Annotated in this window: 19 protein-coding genes; 15 read left to right on the forward strand and 4 right to left on the reverse strand. The window is 63.3% G+C overall.

The window, feature by feature from the left end; all coding sequences use genetic code 11:
- Positions 1-89: 89 nt before the first annotated feature.
- The gene (locus tag JQ641_RS14370; RefSeq protein ID WP_211996602.1) at positions 90-989 is read right to left on the reverse strand and encodes an alpha/beta hydrolase family protein; all 900 of its coding nucleotides are present in this window, start codon (positions 987-989) and stop codon (positions 90-92) included.
- Between the two features lie 221 nt (positions 990-1,210).
- On the opposite strand from JQ641_RS14370, the gene JQ641_RS14375 reads away from it, so the two are divergent.
- From JQ641_RS14375 to JQ641_RS14385, 3 genes are read left to right on the forward strand one after another with little or no spacing between them, the layout of a single operon-like run.
- Complete coding sequence (locus JQ641_RS14375) at positions 1,211-2,599, forward strand: class II 3-deoxy-7-phosphoheptulonate synthase (RefSeq protein WP_192740448.1); 1,389 nt, start codon at positions 1,211-1,213, stop codon at positions 2,597-2,599.
- Between the two features lies 1 nt (position 2,600).
- The gene (locus tag JQ641_RS14380) at positions 2,601-2,954 is read left to right on the forward strand and encodes a diacylglycerol kinase (RefSeq protein WP_192740447.1); all 354 of its coding nucleotides are present in this window, start codon (positions 2,601-2,603) and stop codon (positions 2,952-2,954) included.
- A 44-nt stretch (positions 2,955-2,998) separates the two neighbouring features.
- A complete protein-coding gene (locus tag JQ641_RS14385) occupies positions 2,999-4,750 on the forward strand; it encodes an NAD+ synthase (protein WP_211996603.1) in 1,752 nt (583 codons plus the stop codon).
- Here JQ641_RS14385 and JQ641_RS14390 read toward each other — a convergent pair whose 3' ends face one another.
- Entirely contained in the window at positions 4,751-5,953 is a 1,203-nt protein-coding gene (locus JQ641_RS14390; protein WP_211996604.1) for a DUF2865 domain-containing protein, read from the reverse strand.
- A 168-nt stretch (positions 5,954-6,121) separates the two neighbouring features.
- Complete coding sequence (locus JQ641_RS14395; RefSeq protein WP_192740444.1) at positions 6,122-6,430, reverse strand: hypothetical protein; 309 nt, start codon at positions 6,428-6,430, stop codon at positions 6,122-6,124.
- Between the two features lie 287 nt (positions 6,431-6,717).
- Here JQ641_RS14395 and cysS point away from each other — a divergent pair, with 287 nt between their 5' ends.
- From cysS to JQ641_RS14415, 4 genes are all read left to right on the forward strand, one after another.
- The gene (cysS, locus tag JQ641_RS14400) at positions 6,718-8,133 is read left to right on the forward strand and encodes a cysteine--tRNA ligase (protein ID WP_211996605.1); all 1,416 of its coding nucleotides are present in this window, start codon (positions 6,718-6,720) and stop codon (positions 8,131-8,133) included.
- 117 nt (positions 8,134-8,250) lie between these two features.
- Positions 8,251-8,760, forward strand: a complete 510-nt coding sequence (locus JQ641_RS14405) for a GNAT family N-acetyltransferase (protein ID WP_211996606.1) — start codon at positions 8,251-8,253, stop codon at positions 8,758-8,760.
- Positions 8,757-10,355, forward strand: a complete 1,599-nt coding sequence (gene cimA / locus JQ641_RS14410) for a citramalate synthase (RefSeq protein WP_211996607.1) — start codon at positions 8,757-8,759, stop codon at positions 10,353-10,355. The genes JQ641_RS14405 and cimA overlap by 4 nt, the downstream gene beginning before the upstream one ends.
- A gap of 129 nt (positions 10,356-10,484) precedes the next feature.
- Entirely contained in the window at positions 10,485-10,862 is a 378-nt protein-coding gene (locus tag JQ641_RS14415; protein WP_211996608.1) for a VOC family protein, read from the forward strand.
- A 12-nt stretch (positions 10,863-10,874) separates the two neighbouring features.
- On the opposite strand, the gene JQ641_RS14420 is transcribed toward JQ641_RS14415, so the two are convergent.
- The gene (locus JQ641_RS14420; protein WP_211996609.1) at positions 10,875-11,480 is read right to left on the reverse strand and encodes an LOG family protein; all 606 of its coding nucleotides are present in this window, start codon (positions 11,478-11,480) and stop codon (positions 10,875-10,877) included.
- A gap of 213 nt (positions 11,481-11,693) precedes the next feature.
- On the opposite strand from JQ641_RS14420, the gene JQ641_RS14425 reads away from it, so the two are divergent.
- The 8 genes from JQ641_RS14425 to JQ641_RS14460 all read left to right on the forward strand — a co-directional run bounded on the left by JQ641_RS14425 (position 11,694) and on the right by JQ641_RS14460 (position 21,258).
- Positions 11,694-13,640 carry an ABCB family ABC transporter ATP-binding protein/permease gene (locus tag JQ641_RS14425; RefSeq protein ID WP_211996610.1) on the forward strand — a complete coding sequence of 649 codons (1,947 nt, stop codon included), beginning with the start codon at positions 11,694-11,696 and terminating at the stop codon, positions 13,638-13,640.
- Positions 13,641-13,697: 57 nt separating this feature from the next.
- Positions 13,698-14,399: a phosphatidylserine decarboxylase gene (locus JQ641_RS14430; protein ID WP_211996611.1), complete on the forward strand. Its 702-nt coding sequence runs from the start codon at positions 13,698-13,700 to the stop codon at positions 14,397-14,399.
- Between the two features lie 79 nt (positions 14,400-14,478).
- Positions 14,479-15,363 carry a CDP-alcohol phosphatidyltransferase family protein gene (locus JQ641_RS14435; RefSeq protein ID WP_211996612.1) on the forward strand — a complete coding sequence of 295 codons (885 nt, stop codon included), beginning with the start codon at positions 14,479-14,481 and terminating at the stop codon, positions 15,361-15,363.
- A gap of 154 nt (positions 15,364-15,517) precedes the next feature.
- Entirely contained in the window at positions 15,518-16,237 is a 720-nt protein-coding gene (locus JQ641_RS14440) for an RraA family protein (protein ID WP_211996613.1), read from the forward strand.
- Positions 16,238-16,291: 54 nt separating this feature from the next.
- Entirely contained in the window at positions 16,292-17,260 is a 969-nt protein-coding gene (locus JQ641_RS14445) for a tripartite tricarboxylate transporter substrate-binding protein (protein ID WP_211996614.1), read from the forward strand.
- A 292-nt stretch (positions 17,261-17,552) separates the two neighbouring features.
- Positions 17,553-18,326, forward strand: coding sequence for a motility protein A (locus tag JQ641_RS14450; protein WP_211996615.1), 774 nt, complete (start codon positions 17,553-17,555; stop codon positions 18,324-18,326).
- A 33-nt stretch (positions 18,327-18,359) separates the two neighbouring features.
- A complete protein-coding gene (locus tag JQ641_RS14455; RefSeq protein WP_211996616.1) occupies positions 18,360-19,187 on the forward strand; it encodes an OmpA/MotB family protein in 828 nt (275 codons plus the stop codon).
- A 172-nt stretch (positions 19,188-19,359) separates the two neighbouring features.
- Complete coding sequence (locus tag JQ641_RS14460; protein ID WP_211996617.1) at positions 19,360-21,258, forward strand: potassium transporter Kup; 1,899 nt, start codon at positions 19,360-19,362, stop codon at positions 21,256-21,258.
- Positions 21,259-21,348 lie beyond the last annotated feature (90 nt).

The raw sequence follows: 21,348 nt of genomic DNA on the forward strand, positions 1-21,348 counted from the left end.
GTATCCCAGAGACGCCGATGATTGAACCGATAAGCCGCGGCGTACTGGATCCCCGCCTGCGCGGGGATGACAACCGGAATTCGGCGCAGCTACCCCGCTTCAATCCATTCAGCCGCACCACGCCACAGCGTGTCGCGATGTTCGGGGCGGAAGAAACCAAAATGGCCGATTTTGCTGGCGCCGGTGTCCTTTGGCGTCACCGTGATGATCTCGGGTTTTGCGGCCGTAAATCCCGAGCACAGCAACTCCACCGCCGGCCGTGTCGCCCAGGGATCGTCCGACATGCACAGCGCGCGCAACGCGCCTTTGTAGTTCGGAAAATTTTGCAAGGCCGCCAGATTCTTGTCGTCGAACATGTAGCGCGGGCTCATCACCCAGGAGACCCATTGCAGGAATACATCCTTCGGCATGTCCATGCCGAGCCCGAGCCAGCCCGGCGTGTAGCCGAACGCGCGGGTGAGGGGGACAGCGACATTGAGCATCGCATAGACGCGATAGCGCTCGGGCATCGCGATCAGTTTCCAGGTGCCGGCCTGGGCTGCGATGAACAGCGCGCGCGAAATCTCGGTGTTGTTGGGCAGCAGGCCCAGCGCCTGGCCGCCAAAGGAATGCCCGACATAGGCAAACGGCAGCGCCTTGTAGCGCTCACGCATCCAGGCCACCGCGGAGGTCACATCCTGCGCGGCCCAGTCCGACATCGAGGCCTTGAAGCCGACCAGCGATTTCGGCTGGTTGTAGCCGGTCATCGACTTCTGCCTGCTATCGCCGGTGCCGCGGTAGTCATAGGTCAGCACCGCGCAGCCGCGCTTGGCGAGGTAGCCGGCAAAGCCGCGATAGACTTTGCGGTGGACCGCGGTCGCCGAATTGATCAGCACGGCGTGGCGCTTGGCTCCGCGCGGCAAAAACAGCGTCGCCCCCAGCGGATAGCCATCCGCCGCGGGAAGCGTGATATCGTCGATGAATACGTCGTCCAGCCCCAGCTCGGCCACCCGCGATTTCCTTCCTCGCTTTGCGCGATTTGGCCCTAACAAATGCGAATTAGGCTTTTGCTGCAAGGGCTTGACGGGAGGGCCCGCAAGGCTTGACGGACAGACCCGCAAGGGCTTGACGGGGCAGGTGGAAATCTAATGGCGGTTGGCCATCGCCCTGTGTATAACCCGGCCCTTCGTGACCGCGGGTAAGTCGCGGTTTTTGCTCAGGAGTTAACGTCATGTCCGAGCGGTGGACACCCGATAGCTGGCGCGCCAAACCGGTGCTGCAGGTGCCCGATTATCCCGATGCCAAGGTATTGGCTGATGTCGAGGCTCAGTTGGCTACCTTTCCGCCGCTGGTGTTTGCCGGTGAAGCCCGCAATTTGAAAAAATCGCTCGCGCGCGTCGCCGCCGGCGAAGCCTTCCTGTTGCAGGGCGGCGATTGCGCCGAGAGCTTTGCCGAGCACGGCGCCAACAACATCCGCGACTTCTTCCGCGTGCTGCTGCAGATGGCCGTCGTTCTCACCTATGCCGGCGCGCTGCCGGTGGTGAAGGTCGGCCGCATCGCCGGGCAATTCGCAAAACCGCGTTCGTCGAACACCGAGAAGATCAATGGCGTCGAGCTGCCGAGCTATCGCGGCGACATCATCAACGACATCGCGTTCACGCCCGAGGCACGCATCCCCGATCCGCAGCGCCAGCTGATGGCCTATCGGCAGTCGGCGGCGACGCTCAACCTGCTCCGTGCGTTCGCGACCGGCGGCTTTGCCAATCTCGGCAGCGTGCATCAGTGGATGCTGGGCTTCCTGAAGGATTCGCCGCAGTCACGCCGCTACAAGGAACTGGCCGATCGTATTTCGGACGCGCTGAATTTCATGCGCGCCTGCGGCCTCGATCTCGAAAGCCACCCCGAGCTTCGCGCCACCGATTTCTACACCAGCCACGAGGCGCTGCTGCTGGGCTACGAGCAGGCCTTTACCCGCGTCGATTCCACCACCGGCGACTGGTACGCGACCTCCGGCCACTTCATCTGGATCGGCGACCGCACCCGCCAGCTCGACCACGGCCATGTCGAATATTTCCGCGGCATCAAAAACCCGATTGGCCTGAAATGCGGTCCGTCGCTCAAGCCCGATGAACTCCTGAAGCTGATCGACATCCTCAATCCCGACAACGAGCCCGGCCGGCTGACGCTGATCAACCGCTTCGGCTCGGACAAGGTCGGCGATCATCTGGCGCCGTTGATCCGCGCGGTGCAGCGGGAAGGGCGCGTCGTGGTCTGGTCGTGCGATCCGATGCACGGCAACACCATCAGCTCGAATTCAGGCTACAAGACCCGCCCGTTCGACCGGATATTGTCGGAGGTGAAGTCATTCTTCGCCATCCATCAGGCGGAAGGCACCCATGCCGGCGGCATTCACCTGGAAATGACCGGGCAGGACGTCACCGAGTGCATTGGCGGCGCCCGCGCCATCACCGACGAGGATCTCAACGACCGCTATCACACGGTCTGCGATCCCCGTTTGAACGCCGAACAATCGATCGACATGGCCTTCCTGATCGCCGAACTGCTCAAGCAGGAACGCGCCGGCAAGGTCAAACCGATACCGGCCGCAGCGGGTTTCTGACTTGCTGCGACTCTGGCGCGCCACGATCAATACGCGTAACGGCCTCGCTTTTGCGATCCGGTCGGAGCAGGCCGTCCGCGAGGAACTGTTTGCGCTGGCGCTGTCGGTGCCGCTGGCCTGGCTGATCGGCGCCACCGTGATGCGCCGGGTGGAACTGGTCGCGGCGGTGGCGTTCGTCCTCGTCGTCGAGATCCTCAACACCGCGATCGAAAAGCTCGCCGACCGGCTCACCACCGACCATGATCCGCAGATCGGACGGGTCAAGGACATGGGATCGGCCGCGGTCGGCGTGGCGCTGTTGATGTCCGGCGCGTTCTGGCTGTTTGCCATCGCCGAACGCATAGGCGCGTTCTAAAGGCGGCGATTGAAGTTTCGGCGTGTGCAAGGCACCATTGGCGTATGAGCGAACCGAAATTCACAATTACACTTGCCCAACTGAACCCGACCGTGGGCGACGTCTCCGGCAACGCCGCGAAAGCGCGCGCCGCGCGTGAAAAGGCGAAAGCCGACGGCGCTGATCTGCTGGTGCTGCCGGAATTGTTCATCACCGGCTATCCGCCGGAAGACCTGGTGCTGAAGCCGGCGTTCCAGGCGGCCTGCCGCGCGGCGGTCGAAGAGCTGGCGCGCGAGACCGCGGGTGGTGGTCCGGCTGTCCTGATCGGCACGCCCTGGGTGGAGGACGGCAAGCTCTATAACGCCTGCGCCGTGCTCGATGACGGCCGCATCACGGCACTTCGTTTCAAGGCCAACCTGCCCAACTACGGCGTGTTCGACGAAAAGCGCCTGTTCGCACGCGGGCCCGCCGCGGGGCCGGTGACGGTCAAGGGAGTCCGGGTCGGCGTCCCCATCTGCGAGGACATCTGGCTCGAAGAATCCGAGGAATATGAAAACGTCGTCGAGTGTCTCGCCGAGACCGGCGCGGAAATTCTGGTGGTGCCGAACGGCTCGCCATACGCGCGCGACAAGAACGATCTGCGGCTGTCGATCGCGGTCGCCCGCGTCACCGAGAGCGGGCTGCCGCTGGTGTATCTGAACCAGATCGGCGGCCAGGACGAACTGGTGTTCGACGGCGCATCGTTCGCGCTCAACGCCGATCTGTCCGTCGCGACGCAAATGCCGGCGTTCGAGGAGAACATCACGACGCTGATCTGGACCAAGGGCGCCGACGGCTGGCGCTGCAATGGACCGGTGGTGCCGCTGATCGAAGGCGACAAGGGCGATTACGCGGCGTGCGTGCTCGGCCTGCGCGACTATGTCCGCAAGAACGGTTTTCCCGGCGTGCTGCTCGGCGTCTCCGGTGGCATCGACTCGGCCTTGTGTGCGGCGATCGCGGTCGATGCGCTCGGCGCGGAGCGTGTCCGCGGCGTGATGCTGCCGTTCCGGTTCACCGCGCAGGTGTCGCTCGACGATGCGGCAAAACTCGCGACTGCATTGGGCTTCCGCTACGAGGTGCTGCCGATTGCGGACGCCGTGAACGGGTTCGAGAAGATATTGTCCGGCACCTTCGCCGGCCTGCCGCGCGACATCACCGAGGAAAACCTGCAGGCGCGCACCCGCGGCACGCTGCTGATGGCGATTTCGAACAAGACCGGCGCGATGGTGGTCACGACCGGCAACAAATCGGAAATGTCGGTCGGCTACGCCACGCTCTATGGCGACATGAACGGCGGCTTCAATCCGATCAAGGACATCTACAAGACCGAGGTGTTCCGCCTGTCGAGCCTGCGCAACGAATGGAAGCCGGACGGCGCGCTGGGACCGTCGGGCGAGGTCATTCCGGTCAATATCATCGTCCGCCCGCCCACCGCGGAATTGCGCGAGAACCAGACCGACCAGGATTCGCTGCCGCCCTACGAGATACTCGACGGCATCCTGGAACGGCTGGTCGAGCGCGAGGAGCCGCTGGCCTCGATCATCGCGGCCGGTTTCCCGGCCGATGTGGTGACGCGGATCGACCGGCTGCTCAACGTCGCCGAATACAAGCGCCGGCAGGCGGCGCCGGGGGTGAAGGTCACGGAAAAGAATTTCGGCCGCGACCGCCGCTATCCCATCACCAACCGCTTTCGCGACAACGGCAAGGCGTTGCCGGCGCCCGACGAGAAACTGGTCGCCCGCGCGGGGCGCGCCTCGGCTGATGTGTTCGACGGGTAATTACTGTTTCGGCGGGATGAAGGTCGGCCCAACGGTGCGGATCTGCTTCTTCTCGTCCGTCGTGCCGGTTGACTCGGCGGCTGGCGTCGGAGTTGCAGGAGCCGGCGCGGCGGCCGTCGTGCCTGCCGGTGCCGTGCCTTTCTTGGCGACGGGGGCCGTCTTCTGCTGAGGCATTGCGCGCTGTTGCATCCGCTTCGCGCTCTCTTCGGTGACGATGATGTCGCCCTGCTGTTCGGCGGCGGCTTTCTCGTCGATCGATTTCAGCGCATCCGACCAGGTCTGGCCCGCGGCCTTGCAGGCGCAGGACGGGTTGAACTCGGTGCGGAATTTGAAGGCGTTGGGCAGCGACGAGTAAGCCTGGCCGCTGACCGAGACCGCCTGGTTGATGTCCTCGCCGGGATTGCGATAGGTGAACAGCGATGCTTCCGTTGCCGGGCACAGCGCCTTGCAGGTCCTCTCATCGTCCTGGAAGCGCGCCTGGTAGGTGGCGAACGAGACCGGGAAATAGGCGCCGTCGCAGGTGCGGACGCAGACCGTGCGGAACGTGCCGGATGGCGCACCGAGATCGGCGCTCGGCGGAGGGATGGTGTTGTTGCCGAACAGATTGTCGATGAAGCTGCCCCCGCTGCGCGCGGCAGCGGCGTATTGCGGGCCGCAATTGTTCTGCGCCAGCGCCGTCAGCACCGAACGGCGCTGGTTTTCGCGGTCGGCGCCACCGATGCCGCCCGAGCGCAACCGTTCGAGGCTGGTCGTCATCTGCTCGAGATTGGCGCGCATCTGCTGGATCTGGTTATTGACCGGCGCGCACTGCGCCGACTGGCCGTTGAACAGCGAGAAGAAGCCGGAACTTTCGCAGCCCATCCGCTTGGCCTGCATCGTGACGCGGTCAAGCTCGGCCTGCTGTTTGGTTGCCGCATCCTGATAGCGGCGGATTTGTTCTTCCTTGGCAGGATCGCCGCCGCTGGCACCGCGGTCGACGGCCGCCAATTGTCCTTCAAGCCGGACGCAGATCGGGTTGGCTTGCGCGCCCTGCTGCTGCGGAGGCGGCGCTGCCCCGGGAGGCATTTGTGCGAGCGCGTCCATATTGGATTGTGCGGGATCGGCTTGTGCGACCGCAGCCGAATCCGTCGCGGCGATGCCAGCTAGCAGCACGGCGCAGGTCAAAATCCACCGGGAGAAGGGAGTAGTCAGCGTCAGGGGCATGTCCAGCCATCGATAACGAATCCGCGCGGCTTTATAGCCGAAAAGGCGCGGCCAAGGCGGCATGGTGCGGCCGAGGCCGCATCTGATAGCTGCTTCTCGGGGCAGCGTCACGTCGTTTCCGCGGCGCCGGTGTGGCAATGCAGCAACGGCCCGTTGCGGCGATCCGGGTCAGCGCTGGCAGGTAATGGCGACGTATTCGTCACAACCGCTGCCGGTACACCTGTCGTTTCCGCCCCTCTGCACCGATCCGGTGATTTCATCGGGATCGACACGGCGGTAGGCGGTGGCGGAAGCAAATTCGCGTGACTGGCAATAGGAGCGGGCGGCATGGGCGCCGCATTTGTCACCCTTGGCGAGGCACTGGTCGATGCCGTAGCCGTCGGCCTGATTGGCAATGATGAAGACGCGGCTGTCGGCATAAGCGGCCGAGGCGGTGAGCAGGAATGCGCTGGTAAAAAATGCTGCTGAAATTCGCATGGGGCACCCAATAAGGAAAAGGGATCGCCGCTCTCAGATAAGCCCAAAGTCTTAATAATGATTAACCATGAGCCGGTTGCCGGGCATCTAGCGGCGAATTTGGCTCAAAAACGGCCGCAGGCGGGCCTTGACGGCATCCCCCGGGCTGGGACATGGTGGAACCATGAACGGTTTCCTCGCCATCTGCAGCATTTGCCGCGAGATTATTAGCTAGCGATTCGCTGGCTGAGGCCGTCTTTTCTCAAAATGAGATCACTGGACGCCCGGCCGCAAGGTACGGGATTCCCATGCAACTACGCCTCTACGATACGTTGACCAAGGAGAAGCGGCCGTTCACGCCGCTCGATTCCGATAACGTCCGCATGTATGCCTGCGGACCGACGGTCTATGACTTCGCCCATATCGGCAATGGCCGCGCCGCGATCGTTTTCGACGTGCTGTTTCGCGTGCTGCGCCATCGCTATGGCGCCGATCATGTGACCTATGTACGCAACATCACCGACGTCGACGACAAGATCAACGTGCGCGCCGCGCGCGACTATCCCGGCGTGCCGCTGAACGAAGCAATCCGCAAGGTCACGGAAACCACCTATCGGCAGTATCAGGACGACGTCACCGCACTCGGCTGCTTGGCCCCGACCGTGCAGCCGCGTGCGACCGAGCATATCCCGGAGATGCGGGCGATCATCGAGAGACTGGTTGCCGGCGGCTTTGCCTATGCCGCCGAAGACCACGTGCTGTTCTCGCCGCAGGCCATGAACGCCGCAAATTCGGTGATGCCGCGCTATGGCGCCTTGTCGAGGCGCTCGCTCGACGAGATGATCGCGGGCGCACGCGTCGACGTCGCGCCCTACAAGCGCGACAACACCGACTTCGTGCTGTGGAAGCCGTCCAAACCGGGCGAGCCGTCGTGGCCGTCGCCGGCCGGTATCACCGTGGAAGGCCGCCCGGGCTGGCACATCGAATGCTCGGCGATGGCCTGGAAACATCTCGGCGAGAAGTTCGACATCCATGGCGGCGGCATCGACCTGGTGTTTCCGCACCATGAGAATGAACTTGCGCAGACCTGCTGCGCCTTCCATTCCGACCGCATGGCTGAGGTCTGGATGCACAACGGATTCCTGCAGCTCGAGAGCGAGAAGATGTCGAAGTCGCTCGGCAACTTCTTCACGATCCGCGAGATGCTGGCCGATTGGCCGGGCGAGGTGCTGCGCCTGAGCATGCTCAAGACGCACTATCGGTCGCCGCTCGACTGGACCACCAAGGGGGCGGAAGAAAGCGCCAGGACGCTGGACGATTGGTACGCCGTCGCAGCCGATGCCGACGCCGGTGAGCCGTCGCCGGCCCTGACCGAAGCCCTCTATGATGACCTCAACACGGCGCAGGCCATGGCGGTCTTGCACGGCCTGCGCAACGCAGCGGCGTCCGGGGGGAAGCGCGAACGCGGCGAGTTTGCCGCGTCGCTTCGGCTGCTCGGATTCCTGTCCGTGAGCGCGGCCGACTGGAAAGGTCGGAAACAGCAGGCGAGCGGCATCGATGCGGCGCAGGTCGATCGGCTGATCGTGGACCGAGCCGCCGCTCGGGCGCGAAAGGATTTTAAAGAGTCCGATCGGATCCGTGACGAACTCGCCGCCATGGGCGTTGTCATCAAGGACGGCAAGGACGCCGACGGTAAACCCGTGACCACATGGGAGATTGCGTGATGACCAGACCCGATACGCCTTTCCCAAAGCACTGGCGCTACTACATCTTCATCAAATGGGCCGTGATCGTTGCTGCGGTCGTGCTCGTGCTGAGATTGTTCGGAGTGTTTTGACGCAATGGGACAGTCGTTGCCCAAACCTGCACTACGGCCGTTTCTTGCGGCGGATACCCCTGTTGTGGCGGCGATCTTCGTTGCCGCGATCCAGGAACTGACCGGCGACGATTACAGCGAGGCGCAGCAGGAGGCCTGGGCGTCGGCGGCCGATGATGAGGAACAATTCGGCAAGAAGCGGGCCGGTGAATTGACCCTGATCGCGACGCTGCAGAATTCGCCGGTCGGGTTTGCCTCCCTGAAGGGCGCCGATCACATCGAGATGCTCTTCGTGCACCCCAGCGCAGTGGGGCAGGGCGTCGGCGCCATGCTGTGTGATGCGCTGGAAAAATTGGCGGGCGCGCGGGGTGCCAAGATTCTTACCGTTGACGTCAGCGACAACGCGCAGGAATTCTTCCTGAAGCGCGGCTACGTCGGCAAGCAGCGCAACACCGTCACCATCAACGGTGAATGGCTCGCCAATACCACGATGCAGAAGACGCTGGCCGAGGCCGCGCCGGGAGCGCCACAATGAGCCGCGAACGCCTTTATCTGTTCGACACCACGCTGCGCGACGGCGCGCAAACCAACGGGGTCGACTTCACGCTGCATGACAAGCAGATCATCGCCGGCATGCTCGACGAACTCGGCATCGACTATGTCGAAGGCGGCTATCCCGGTGCCAATCCGACCGATACCGAATTTTTTGCGACCAAGCCGAAGCTCGACCATGCGCGCTTCACCGCGTTCGGCATGACGCGCCGTCCCGGCCGCTCGGCTTCCAACGATCCCGGGCTGGCGGCACTGATCGAAGCCAAGGCGGATGCGATCTGCTTTGTCGCGAAAGCCTCGGCCTATCAGGTTCGCGTCGCGCTCGAGACCACGAACGAAGAGAACCTCGCCTCGATCCGCGACAGCGTCAGTGCCGCCAAGGCCGCCGGCCGCGAGGTGATGGTGGATTGCGAGCACTTCTTCGACGGCTACAAGGAGAATTCCGAGTTCGCGCTGGCCTGCGCTAAGGCTGCTTACGAGTCCGGCGCGCGCTGGGTCGTGCTGTGCGACACCAATGGCGGCACCATGCCGCACGAGGTCGAGACCATCGTCGGCGATGTCATCAAGTATATCCCCGGCGGCAATGTCGGCATCCACGCCCATAACGATACCGAGCAGGCGGTCGCCAATTCGCTCGCCGCGGTTCGCGCCGGAGCGCGGCAGATCCAAGGCACGCTGAACGGGCTCGGCGAGCGCTGCGGCAACGCCAATCTCTGTTCGCTGATCCCGACCTTGCGGCTGAAGAACGAATTTTCGGACGCCTTCGAGATCGGCGTCACCGATGAGAAAATGGCGACCTTGATGAAGGTGTCGCGGACGCTCGACGATATGCTGAACCGCGCGCCGAACCGCCACGCCGCCTATGTCGGCGAAAGCGCCTTCGTGACCAAGACCGGCATCCACGCCTCCGCGGTCATGAAGGACCCGCACACCTATGAGCACGTGCTGCCCGAACTGGTCGGCAACCATCGCAAGGTGCTGGTGTCCGATCAGGCCGGCCGCTCCAACGTGATGGCCGAACTCGACCGCGCCGGCATCCCTTACGAGAAAAGCGATCCGAAGCTGGCGCGGCTGGTCGAGGAGCTGAAGGAGCGCGAGGCGGCCGGTTACGCCTACGAATCCGCCAATGCGTCGTTCGATCTGTTGGCGCGGCGCACGCTCGGGCGAGTGCCGGAGTATTTCCGGGTCGAGCAGTTCGACGTCAATGTCGAGCAGCGCTACAATTCCAACGGCCAGCGCGTCACGGTGGCGCTCGCGGTGGTAAAGGTCGATGTCGCCGGCGAGCGGCTGATTTCGGCCGCGGAGGGCAACGGCCCCGTCAACGCGCTCGACGTCGCGCTGCGCAAGGACCTCGGCAAGTACCAGACATACATCGAAGGCCTGAGGCTGATCGACTACCGCGTTCGTATCCTCAATGGCGGCACGGAGGCGGTGACGCGGGTGCTGATCGAGAGTGAGGATGAAAACGGCGATAGCTGGATCACGGTCGGCGTGTCGCCGAATATCATCGACGCCTCGTTCCAGGCGCTGATGGACTCGGTGGTCTACAAGCTGGTGAAATCAGGCGCGCCGGTGTGAGGGTTACTGGCGTCGACTCTATCGACGTCATTGCGAGGAGCGTAGCGACGAAGCAATCCATGGTTCCTCTGCCGCACGATGGATTGCTTCGCTTCGCTCGCAATGACGTTGAGAAATGGGGGCTCATTCATGCTCGATCACGTCTCCGTCGGCGTTGCCGATCTCGAACGCGCGGCGCGCTTCTATGAACCGACACTTGCCGCGCTCGGCCTGTCACAACTGGTGACGCGCCCCGCGACCATCGGCTTCGGCAAAACCTATCCCGAATTCTGGATCAATCTGCGCGCCGGCATGCCGCCGGTGGCGCCGGAGAGCGGCGTCCATATCTGCCTTCGCGCGCGGTCCACGGATGCGGTTGACGCATTTCATGGCGCGGCGCTGAGCGCCGGCGGCCGTTCCGACGGAGCGCCGGGGTTGCGTCCACACGACCGGGTGAAATATTACGCAGCCTTCGTGATCGATCCCGACGGCAACCGCATCGAGGCGGTGACGTTTCCGAGTGAGTGAAGGCGCAAGCCTCTACAGCCGTCGCGCGACGTCCGGCGCCATCTCCTGGGTGCCCGCGGGGGCAAGAGCTGCGGCGGCGCGCAGACGCGGCAGGACGTCCTCGACGCGTTCGGCCTTCAGGACCTCGACGTCGAGGGCAGGGCGGATGAACTGATTGGCGCGCATATGCGTCAATAGCGCGATCAGCGGCTCCCAGAAATCGTCGATGTTGGCGAGCAGCACCGGTTTGGTGTGCCGGCCGAGCTGTTGCCAGGTCATCTGCTCGACCAGTTCCTCCAACGTGCCGACGCCGCCGGGAAGGGCGACGAATGCGTCGGAGCGTTCGAACATCAGCCGCTTGCGCTCGTGCATGTCAGGCGTGACGACCAGTTCGGTAAGGTTCGGATTCATGCGCTCGCGGTTGGCGAGAAAATCCGGAATGATCCCGGTAACGGCGCCACCGTGATCCAGCACGGCTTTGGCTACCGCGCCCATCAGGCCCACCGATCCGCCGCCATAAACGAGGCGGATACTGTTCTCGGCGAACACCTTGCCCAGCGCGATCGCAGCTTCCACGAAACGGGGGTTCGAGCCGGAGCCGGAGCCGCAATAGACGCAGACGGTTTTGATTTGGTTCATGCAATTTATGTGGCACTGCAGCGTAGAAAGCTCAAGTCCGAGAATATACTGCCACAGCGGTTTTGAACCCGAAATGCGGGCAAACCGGAGAAAGTTTTGCCTTTCAAGGCTGTACGCGGCGCTTAAACGCTCTATATGACGAGCAGAATGACGATCAACGCAAACCATGTAGCGGCGAACGGGCGCGCCATCAGAATTTTGGGCGCTTGATCCATGGCCGACACTGATTCGCGAGCCGACGAAGCGCCACTGCCCGATAGCTCCTCCCTCGAAAAGGCGACCCTGATCGGGACGCTGGCGCATCTGTGGCCCTATATCTGGCCCGGCGACCGCGCCGACCTGAAAATGCGCGTGGTCTGGTCGATGGTGCTGCTGCTGGTCGCGAAGCTCGCGACGCTGACGGTGCCCTTCACCTTCAAATGGGCGATCGACGCGCTCAACGGCCACGGCAGCGCGCCGGTGGAACCGTCGAACTGGACGCTGTGGCTGATCGCGTCACCCTTGCTGATGACCGCGAGCTACGGCGCGGTGCGGGTGCTGATGGCGGTGCTGACGCAGTGGCGCGACGGCATCTTCGCGCGCGTTGCGATGCATGCGGTGCGCAAGCTCGCCTACATCACCTTCGTGCACATGCACGAGCTGTCGCTCCGCTTCCACCTCGAGCGCAAGACCGGGGGACTGACCCGCGTGCTGGAGCGCGGCCGCACCGGTATCGAAGTGATCGTGCGGATGGTGATCCTGCAACTGATCCCGACCATCGTCGAGGTGTCGCTGCTGATGGCGGTGCTGCTGTGGCAGTTCGACTGGCGCTACGTGCTGGTCACCGCGGTCACGGTCGTGATCTATATGTACTACACCTACATCGCGACCGAATGGCGGATCGAGATCCGCCGCAAGATGAACGATTCCGACACCGAGGCGAACACCAAGGCGATCGACTCGCTGCTCAACTACGAGACCGTAAAATATTTCAGCGCCGAGCAGCGCGAGGCCACGCGCTACGACCGCTCGATGGAGCGCTACGAACACAACAGCGTGAAGACCTACACGTCGCTCGCCGTGCTCAACACCGGGCAGGCGGTCATCTTCACGCTCGGTCTCACCGCGACCATGCTGATGTGCGCGATCGGCGTGCGCAACGGCACCAACACCGTCGGTGACTTCGTCATGGTCAACGCCATGATGATCCAGTTGTACCAGCCGCTCAATTTCATGGGCATGGTCTATCGTGAGATCAAGCAGGCGGTGATCGACATCGAGAAGATGTTCAGCGTGCTGTCGCGCAACCCCGAGATCAAGGATATCCCGGGCGCCGTGCCGCTGGTGGTCGGTTCGGGCAATGTGCGTTTCGAAGACGTGCGGTTTGCCTACGACCCCGAGCGTCCGATCCTGAAAGGCCTCAGCTTCGAGGTGCCGGCGGGCAAGACGGTTGCGATCGTCGGGCCATCGGGGGCGGGCAAGTCGACGATCTCGCGGCTGCTGTTCCGCCTTTATGACGTTTCCGGCGGTCAGATACTGATCGACGGCCAGGATATCAGGAACGTCACCCAGGCGTCGCTGCGCGCCTCGATCGGCATGGTGCCGCAGGACACCGTGCTGTTCAACGACACCATCCGCTACAACATCCGCTACGGCCGCTGGGACGCCAGCGACGCGGAGGTGGAGGAGGCCGCGCAACTGGCGCAGATCGACAGTTTCATCCGGATGTCACCGCTGGGATATGAGACCCAGGTCGGCGAACGCGGATTGAAATTGTCCGGTGGCGAGAAGCAGCGCGTCGCGATCGCGCGCACCGTGTTGAAGGCGCCGCCGATCCTGGTGCTCGATGAGGCGACCTCGGCGCTCGACAGTCATACCGAACATGAAATCCAGGAATCGCTCGAGCGGGTCTCGCGCGGCCGCACCTCACTGGTGATCGCGCATCGGCTCTCGACCATCGTCGGCGCAGACGAAATTATCGTGCTGGATCAGGGCCGCATTGCCGAGCGCGGCACGCACGCCCGGCTTTTGGCTTCCGGCGGACTTTATGCCAGTATGTGGAACAGGCAGCGCGAAGCCGAGGAGGCGCGGGAGAAACTCGCGCAGATCGACGACGACAACGAGGCGCCCAACCGCACCCCGCCGCCGGTCCAGGATCCTCTGGTCACCGCTGCGGAATAATTGAAATACAGCTCGATCCCTTGAGAACGGGACCGGGCCAGCCAATAGTGAGCCTCGATGTCGATTGCCAATTCCATCCGCGCGCAAATCCCGCCTGTTCATCCCGAGGGCTATCCCTTCATCGGCGGCTTTGCGCTTGCTAGCCTGGTTCTGTTCTGGATCTGGACGCCGCTCGGCTGGATCGGCACGATCCTGACGGTCTGGTGCGCGCTGTTCTTCCGCGACCCCGTGCGCGTCACCCCGGTACGCGAAGGCATCGTGGTGTCGCCGGCCGACGGACGGGTCTCGATGATCTCTCAGGTGTTGCCGCCGGCCGAGCTTGGTCTCGGCGACCGGCCGCTGCTGCGCATCTCGATCTTCATGAGCGTGTTCAACTGCCACGTGAACCGCGCTCCGGTGGCGGGGCGGATCGACCGCATCGCCTACCGGCCCGGCACCTTCATTAACGCCGAGCTCGACAAGGCCAGCGAGGACAATGAGCGCAACTCGCTGGTGATCTCGACCGCCGGCCATGGCCGCATCGGTGTGGTCCAGATCGCAGGCCTGGTGGCGCGACGTATTGTCTCGTTCGTGCGCGAGGGGCAGACGATCGGCGCCGGCGAGCGGTTCGGCCTGATCCGGTTCGGTTCGCGGCTCGACGTCTATTTGCCTGAAGGCGGCAAATCGCTGGTTTCCGAGGGCCAAACCGCGGTGGCCGGCGAGACCGTGCTGGCCGATCTCGGCGGCGCCAGCGAGCAGCGGACCTTCCGCGCCGATTAACCATCCAAATGGCTGAGGCGCCTGCCGGCCGCCACAATGGCGGCGCAGGCTGGCACTTGCTATATATTGGCGAGCCATGATGACACCCGATCCCAAATCTCCGGAATTGCGCCGCCGCCGGTTTCGTCCGATTCCGATCCGGATGCTGGTGCCGAACTTCATCACGTTGCTGGCGATCTGCGCCGGGCTGACGGCGATCCGGCTGTCGATCGAAGGCCGCATGGAGCTTGCGGTTGCGGCGATCGTTTTCGCGGCGGTGCTGGACGGGGTCGACGGCCGCGTCGCGCGCATGATCAAGGGCCAGTCGAAATTCGGCGCCGAACTCGACAGCCTCGCGGACTTCGTCAATTTCGGTGTCACGCCCGGCCTGATGCTGTATTTCTGGCAGTTGCATGATCTCGGCAATGGCGGCTGGATCGCAGCCATGGTGTATGCGATCTCAGGCGGCCTGCGGCTGGCGCGGTTCAACGCCAGCATCGACGATCCGAACAAGCCCGCCTTCGCGGCAAATTATTTCACCGGCGTCCCGGCGCCGCTCGGTGCGCTGACCGTAATGCTGCCGATCTATCTGGTGTTTTTGGGCGTCCCGCAGCCGCCGGCCATACTGACCGCTTTCTATACGCTGCTGATCGGATTCCTGATGGTGTCGCGGCTGCCGGTGCTCTCCGGCAAGACCGTGCGCATGCGCGTGCCGCCGGAAATGGTGCTGCCGGTTTTCGTCTCGGTGGTGTTCTTCATCGCGCTGCTCGTGAGCTATCCCTGGTACATTCTCTCGGTCGGGACCGTGCTGTATCTGTTGAGCCTGCCATGGGGCTGGAAAACCTATCGCGATCATGAGCGAAACGCCGCTGCCGCGCTGGCGGCTGCGACCACCGATGCCGCCGCACCTGCCGGTCCAGCAGCCGTATTCCCGGCGGCTCCGACCGACGCCGAGCATGACGACCGGCCGGCGCGGCTGAACTGAGCCGCCACGCGACTTCCGATAGAACTGCCGAGATAGCTGGCAAGATAGCTGCCATGAGCGCTGGCCGAGTTGGGTTCGACCCCAATCTCGGCTATAGGGCTTAGCGATATCCGGCTGTCCAAAATTCCGGCCCAAAAATCAGGAGAGAAACGCAGTGACCCAGTCCGCTTCCGCCCCGCTACCGGCTTCCGTGCTTGAAGCGTTGGCCCGCTACGACACGCCGACGATCTGCAATGCGATGGAGATCGTGGCGCCTGAGCGCCGGCTGATCGGCTACACCACCAAGCCGCTGGTCTGCCCGTTTCCCGATCTGCCGCCGATGGTCGGTTATGCCCGCACGGTGACGATCCGCTCGGTCCTGAAGTCCAGCCTGCCGGCCGAGGAGGCATCGAAGCGGCGCATCGAGTATTACGAGTATATGGGCACCGGCCACGGCCCGCGCATCACGGTGATCCAGGACATCGACGGCCCCGACGTCGGCTACGGCGCGTTTTGGGGCGAGGTGCAAAGCAACGTGCACAAGGCGCTCGGCTGTCTCGGCGTCATCACCGACGGCTCGATCCGCGACATCCCGCAATGGGCGCCGGGCTTCCAGGCCTTGGCTGGCTCGATCGGCCCGTCGCACGCGTGGGTGCACGCGGAAAATTTTGGCGGCGAAGTCCGCGTCGCCGGCATGACCGTTCGTTCCGACGATCTCATTCATGCCGACAGCCACGGCGCGATCGTGATCCCGCACGACATCGCCGCCAAGGTGCCGGATGCGTGCGAACTTTGTGCCCGTCGCGAGACTCCGATCCTGGAGATCGCGCGCAGCCCGGACTTCACACTCGAGAAACTGAAAGCAGCGCTGAAGCGCTCGGCCGAAATACACTAACGAAAAAGGCCACCGGCAAAAGCCGGGGCCGTTCACAGACGAGGGGGAGACGTCATGAGAGCCTTTTGGGCGGCGCTGTCATTGCTTGTCATTGCCAGCGTCGCGGATGCGAATGCACAGAGCTATCCGTCGCGGCCCATCACGCTCGTCGTGCCCTTTCCACCGGGCGGATCCACCGACGCCGCCGCCCGGATCATGGCCGAGCGGATGCGCAGCAACCTCGGCCAATCGATCGTGATCGAAAATGTCGGCGGCGCCGGCGGCAGCATCGGCGTCGGTCGTGTCGCCCGCGCGGCACCGGACGGTTACACCTTCGACATCGGGCAATGGGACACCCATGTCGGCAGCATCATCTACAAGCTCGACTATGACCTGGAAAAGGATTTCGAGCCGATCGCGCTGATATCAAACAATCCGCAGCTGATGGTCGCCAAGAAGGATCTGCCGGCGAACACACTTGGCGAACTCGTGACCTGGATGAAGGCCAATCCCGGCAAGATCAATTTCGTCAACCAGAACGCGGCCGCCAATGTTACCGGCGTGATGTTCGAGAACCTGACCAAGCAGAAGGTGCAGTTCATTCCCTATCGCGGTGCAGGACCGGCGATGACCGATCTGGTCGCGGGTACGGTGGATCTTCTGGTCGTGCAGGGTGCGGTGGCGCTGCCGCAAATCCGCGCCGGCGCGATCAAGGCGCTGGCCAATCTGTCGGTGGCGCGCTCCGCCTCGATGCCGGATATCCCGACGGCGGACGAGACCGGCGTGCCCGGACTTTACATGTCGGGCTGGTTCGGCTTCTGGGCGCCGAAGGGAACGCCAAAGGACATCATTGCCAAGCTCAACGCGGCCACCGTCGAGGCGCTGGCTGATCCGGCGATCCAGAAACGCTTTACCGAGCTCGGGCTCGACGTCGCTCCGCGCGCGCAGCAGACGCCGGAAGGACTGGCCGCATTCCAAAAGGCCGAGATCGACAAGTGGTGGCCGATCATCAAATCGGCCGGGATCGGTGTGCAGGCGCAGTGACCTGACCGAGCGAGCTGATCGATTGAACTGACTGCCCCTGCGCTCCGCGATGGCGGGCGCATTATGGTTAGCGAAAGGTTGCGATCGCGCCAGGGCCCATGATCCGGCAATTGGCGCCGATACTGGACGGATTTCCGCGCCCGGGACGCCGGCCCTCGCAATTGTACGGCACAGCCGCGGCTTAACCTTTACGCGTCTTTAACAGCGCCGACGTAGGGTTCAGTTTGCGCGGCCCTTATGGGCAGCGACCGCCCAGCACGGGCGGTAGTTCGCGTACGCGTCGGAGTTCAGAATGGATATCACCACGCTCCTCGGCCTGGTCGCCGGCACCATCGTGCTCTGCACGCTGATTCTGATGGGTGGCGATTTCCGGATGTTCTACGACATCCACGCCGTCATCATCATTTTCGGCGGCTCGTTCGCGGCGACGCTGATCCGGTTTCCGCTCAGTGCGATCCTGCATGGCATGCCGCTCGGCGCCAAATTCGCCTTCACGATGAGCCGTCTGTCGGCGCGCGACCTGGTCGATGAACTCGCCCGCATCGCCGAAATCGCCCGCAAGCAGGGTCCGGTCGGGTTGGAAAAGGTCGATACCAACGAGCCGTTCCTCGCCAAGGGAATCCGCTACGTCGCCGACGGTTACGATCTCGAATTCATCCGCGACAACCTCGAGCGCGATCGCGACAATTTCCTGATGCACCTGAACGAAGGTTCGAAGATCTATCGCGCCATCGGCGATTGCGCGCCGGCGTTCGGCATGATCGGCACGCTGCTCGGCATGGTGCAGATGTTCTCGAACATGCAGGATCCTTCGAAACTCGGTCCCTTCATGGCCGTCGCCTTGCTGGCGACGCTCTACGGCGCGCTGGTCGCCAACCTGATCTGTCTGCCGATCGCCGACAAGCTGCATGGCAAGCTGCTCGACGAGGAAACCAATCGCACGCTGATCATCGACGGCATCCTGATGATCCGGGATTCCAAGAGCCCGGCGCTGGTGCGCGAGATGCTGCTGGCCTATCTGCCTGAAAAGCATCGCCACGAGGAAGGCGAACTGGCGCCAGCCTGACCCTTCGGCAGCATCCAGGCGCGGATATAGAGCATGGCCAAGAAAAAACGCGAAGAGGCACATGGCGGTCACGGCTGGTTCGTGACGTTCGCCGATCTGATGGCGTTGCTGCTGGCCTTCTTCGTGATGCTGGTCGCGTTCTCCAGCCAGGACAAGGACAAGCTGAAGATCGTCGCCGGCTCGATGCGGGAAGCGTTCGGCGTGCAGACCGAAGTACGCTATTCCGGCATCGTCGAATCCGACGGCCTGCCGACGCGGCCTAAGCTGAAGAACACCGCTCACATTTCGCCGGAGGAATCCTCCGCCACGCCGACCCCGGACGACAAGGAGCGTTCCCGCGAAAGCGGCGCCCGCATCGCGGTCGATCGTGAGTTCGCGCTGGCTTCGGCGTCGTTGCGGCAGGCGTTGCAGGACCTGCCGGAACTGACCGAGATGTCCAAGCACATCATGTTCGAGGAGACCAGCCAGGGCCTCAATCTCGAGATCGTCGATCAGGAAGGGCGGTCGATGTTTGCCGATGGCTCCAAGGTGCCCCATGACCGCACCCGGCGGCTGATCCAGAAGCTCGCGGTTCCGCTGAAGGCGACGCCGTTGAGATTATCGATCGTCGGTCATACGGCGGCGGGTTTCCTGCCGGCGCGAAGCGACTATGGCGCGTTCGATCTTTCGGCCGACCGCGCCAACACGGTGCGTCAGATTCTGGAGCGCGAGGGCCTGCCGCCGTCGCACGTCTTTGCCGTATCCGGCAAGGCCGACAGTCAACCGCTGTTTCCCGATGATCCGACGTTGCCGGCAAACCGTCGCGTGACCATCACATTAATGCGCGAAAATCCACCGCTTCCACCTGGTCTGAAGCCGTAATTCGTCACAACTACTATCTTACCTCTCGCATAGTGTGATGAAATTTGCTTTGCTTGGGTGCCGCACCCCCAGCGGTGCTATGCTCGCCAATGATTGACAGGCGACGCAGAAGCGTCGATAGCCGCCCGGATCAAATAACTGAGCAAATAACTGAGAGCGTGTTTCCCGCGTCATGACTGTCAGCGCCACATCCACCGAGGCCCATGAGGGGCAGGTCACCTCAGGCTTTTGGGCCCTGACGCTGGGCAGCATCGGCGTGGTGTTTGGCGACATCGGCACGTCGCCGCTGTATGCCTTCCGCGAAGCCGTAACCCATGCGGCAGCGGGCGGGCCGGTGTCGCGCGAGATCGTGCTCGGCGTACTCTCCTTGATCCTGTGGTCGCTGTTCATCGTCGTGACGGTCAAATATGTGCTGCTGCTGCTGCGCGCCGACAATCATGGCGAGGGCGGCACGCTCTCCCTGATGGCGCTGGGTCAACGGGCGCTGGGCCGGCGCAGCTGGGTGTTGATGGCGCTGGGCGTCGTCGGCGCCTCGATGTTCATCGGCGATTCCATGATCACGCCGGCGATTTCGGTGTTGTCGGCGGTCGAAGGTCTCAAACTCGTCGCGCCGGCGCTCGACCATTATGTGGTCCCGCTGACGATCTTTATTCTGGTGCTGTTGTTCTCGGTGCAGAGCAGCGGCACCGCGCGCGTCGCGTCGGCGTTCGGACCGGTCATGGTGGTCTGGTTCGCGACGCTGACGATTTTGGGCCTCATCCACATCAGCGACGATCCCACCGTTTTGCAGGCGATCAATCCCTATTACGCGATCCAGTTCGTGCTTTCGCACGGCATGATCGGACTGGTGACACTGGGCCTGGTGTTTCTGGCGGTGACCGGCGGCGAGGCGCTGTATGCGGACCTCGGGCATTTTGGACGCAAGCCGATTCAGGCCGGATGGTTCTATCTGGTGATGCCGGCGCTTCTGATCAATTACTTCGGGCAGGGCGCCCTGGTGCTGTCCAACCCGGCGGCGATCGTAAGCCCGTTCTACCGGCTGGCCCCCGAAATCCTGCTGCTCCCGCTGGTGGTGCTCGCGACGGCGGCCACGGTGATCGCGAGCCAGGCGGTGATCACGGGCGCCTATTCGCTGGTGCGGCAGGCGGTGCAACTCGGCCTGTTGCCGCGGTTCGAGGTTCGTTACACCTCCGAGACCCATGCCGGGCAGATCTACCTGCCGCGGGTCAACCGGATGTTGCTGCTCGGCGTGATCCTGCTGGTGCTCCTGTTCCGCACCTCGAGCGGATTGGCGTCGGCCTACGGCATCGCCGTCTCCACCACCATGGTCGTCGACGGCATCATGGGCTTTGTCGTGATCTGGAAATTGTGGAACTGGCGCGCGGCGACAGCGGCCGCGTTGATCCTGCCGCTCGTCGTGGTCGATATGGCGTTCTTCACCGCCAACCTGTTGAAGCTGCTCGAAGGCGCCTGGGTGCCGCTGCTGTTCGGGGTGGCGATGGCGGTGATGATCTGGACCTGGCGCCGCGGCGCGGCGATCCTGATCGCCAAGACGAGGCGCATCGAGGTGCCGCTGATCGACCTGATCAAGAGCCTCGAAAAGCGTCCGCCGCACATCGTCAAGGGCACTGCAGTGTTTTTGACCAGCGATCCGAATTTCGTGCCCACGGCGCTGCTGCATAATCTCAAGCACAACAAGGTGCTTCACGAGCACAATGTGATCGTGACGATCGAGACCGCACAGACGCCGCGCGTCGATCCGGCCGAACGCGTCAAGATGGAGACCATCAGCGAAAAATTCGCCACCGTGCGGCTGCGCTTCGGTTTCATGGAGTCGCCGAACGTGCCCAAGGCGCTGGTGATCGCCCGCAAGCTCGGCTGGCAGTTCGACATCATGGCGACGTCGTTCTTCGTCTCGCGGCGCTCGCTGAAGCCGTCGGCGCAGTCGGGAATGCCGCAATGGCAGGACCACCTGTTCATCGCGATGAGCCGGTCGGCCAACGATGCCACCGACTATTTCCAGATCCCGACCGGTCGCGTCGTCGAGGTCGGAACTCAGGTAACTATCTGATTATCTAACGAAAATTCGGTCTGTTAGCTTCCTAGAACCCATGCGCGGAATGCATATCGGAGGCCTGAATTCAGGCTAACCTATGCATTC

Source organism: Bradyrhizobium sp. JYMT SZCCT0180 (assembly GCF_018130165.1).
GTDB lineage: Bacteria > Pseudomonadota > Alphaproteobacteria > Rhizobiales > Xanthobacteraceae > Bradyrhizobium.

Coding starts and splice junctions, on each gene's coding strand:
- JQ641_RS14375 (WP_192740448.1), top strand. CDS start 1,211: ATGTCCGAGCGGTGGACACCCGATAGCTGGCGCGCCAAACCGGTGCTG.
- JQ641_RS14385 (WP_211996603.1), top strand. CDS start 2,999: ATGAGCGAACCGAAATTCACAATTACACTTGCCCAACTGAACCCGACC.
- JQ641_RS14390 (WP_211996604.1), bottom strand. CDS start 5,953: ATGCCCCTGACGCTGACTACTCCCTTCTCCCGGTGGATTTTGACCTGC.
- JQ641_RS14395 (WP_192740444.1), bottom strand. CDS start 6,430: ATGCGAATTTCAGCAGCATTTTTTACCAGCGCATTCCTGCTCACCGCC.
- cysS (WP_211996605.1), top strand. CDS start 6,718: ATGCAACTACGCCTCTACGATACGTTGACCAAGGAGAAGCGGCCGTTC.
- JQ641_RS14405 (WP_211996606.1), top strand. CDS start 8,251: ATGGGACAGTCGTTGCCCAAACCTGCACTACGGCCGTTTCTTGCGGCG.
- cimA (WP_211996607.1), top strand. CDS start 8,757: ATGAGCCGCGAACGCCTTTATCTGTTCGACACCACGCTGCGCGACGGC.
- JQ641_RS14415 (WP_211996608.1), top strand. CDS start 10,485: ATGCTCGATCACGTCTCCGTCGGCGTTGCCGATCTCGAACGCGCGGCG.
- JQ641_RS14420 (WP_211996609.1), bottom strand. CDS start 11,480: ATGAACCAAATCAAAACCGTCTGCGTCTATTGCGGCTCCGGCTCCGGC.
- JQ641_RS14425 (WP_211996610.1), top strand. CDS start 11,694: ATGGCCGACACTGATTCGCGAGCCGACGAAGCGCCACTGCCCGATAGC.
- JQ641_RS14430 (WP_211996611.1), top strand. CDS start 13,698: ATGTCGATTGCCAATTCCATCCGCGCGCAAATCCCGCCTGTTCATCCC.
- JQ641_RS14435 (WP_211996612.1), top strand. CDS start 14,479: ATGACACCCGATCCCAAATCTCCGGAATTGCGCCGCCGCCGGTTTCGT.
- JQ641_RS14445 (WP_211996614.1), top strand. CDS start 16,292: ATGAGAGCCTTTTGGGCGGCGCTGTCATTGCTTGTCATTGCCAGCGTC.
- JQ641_RS14450 (WP_211996615.1), top strand. CDS start 17,553: ATGGATATCACCACGCTCCTCGGCCTGGTCGCCGGCACCATCGTGCTC.
- JQ641_RS14455 (WP_211996616.1), top strand. CDS start 18,360: ATGGCCAAGAAAAAACGCGAAGAGGCACATGGCGGTCACGGCTGGTTC.
- JQ641_RS14460 (WP_211996617.1), top strand. CDS start 19,360: ATGACTGTCAGCGCCACATCCACCGAGGCCCATGAGGGGCAGGTCACC.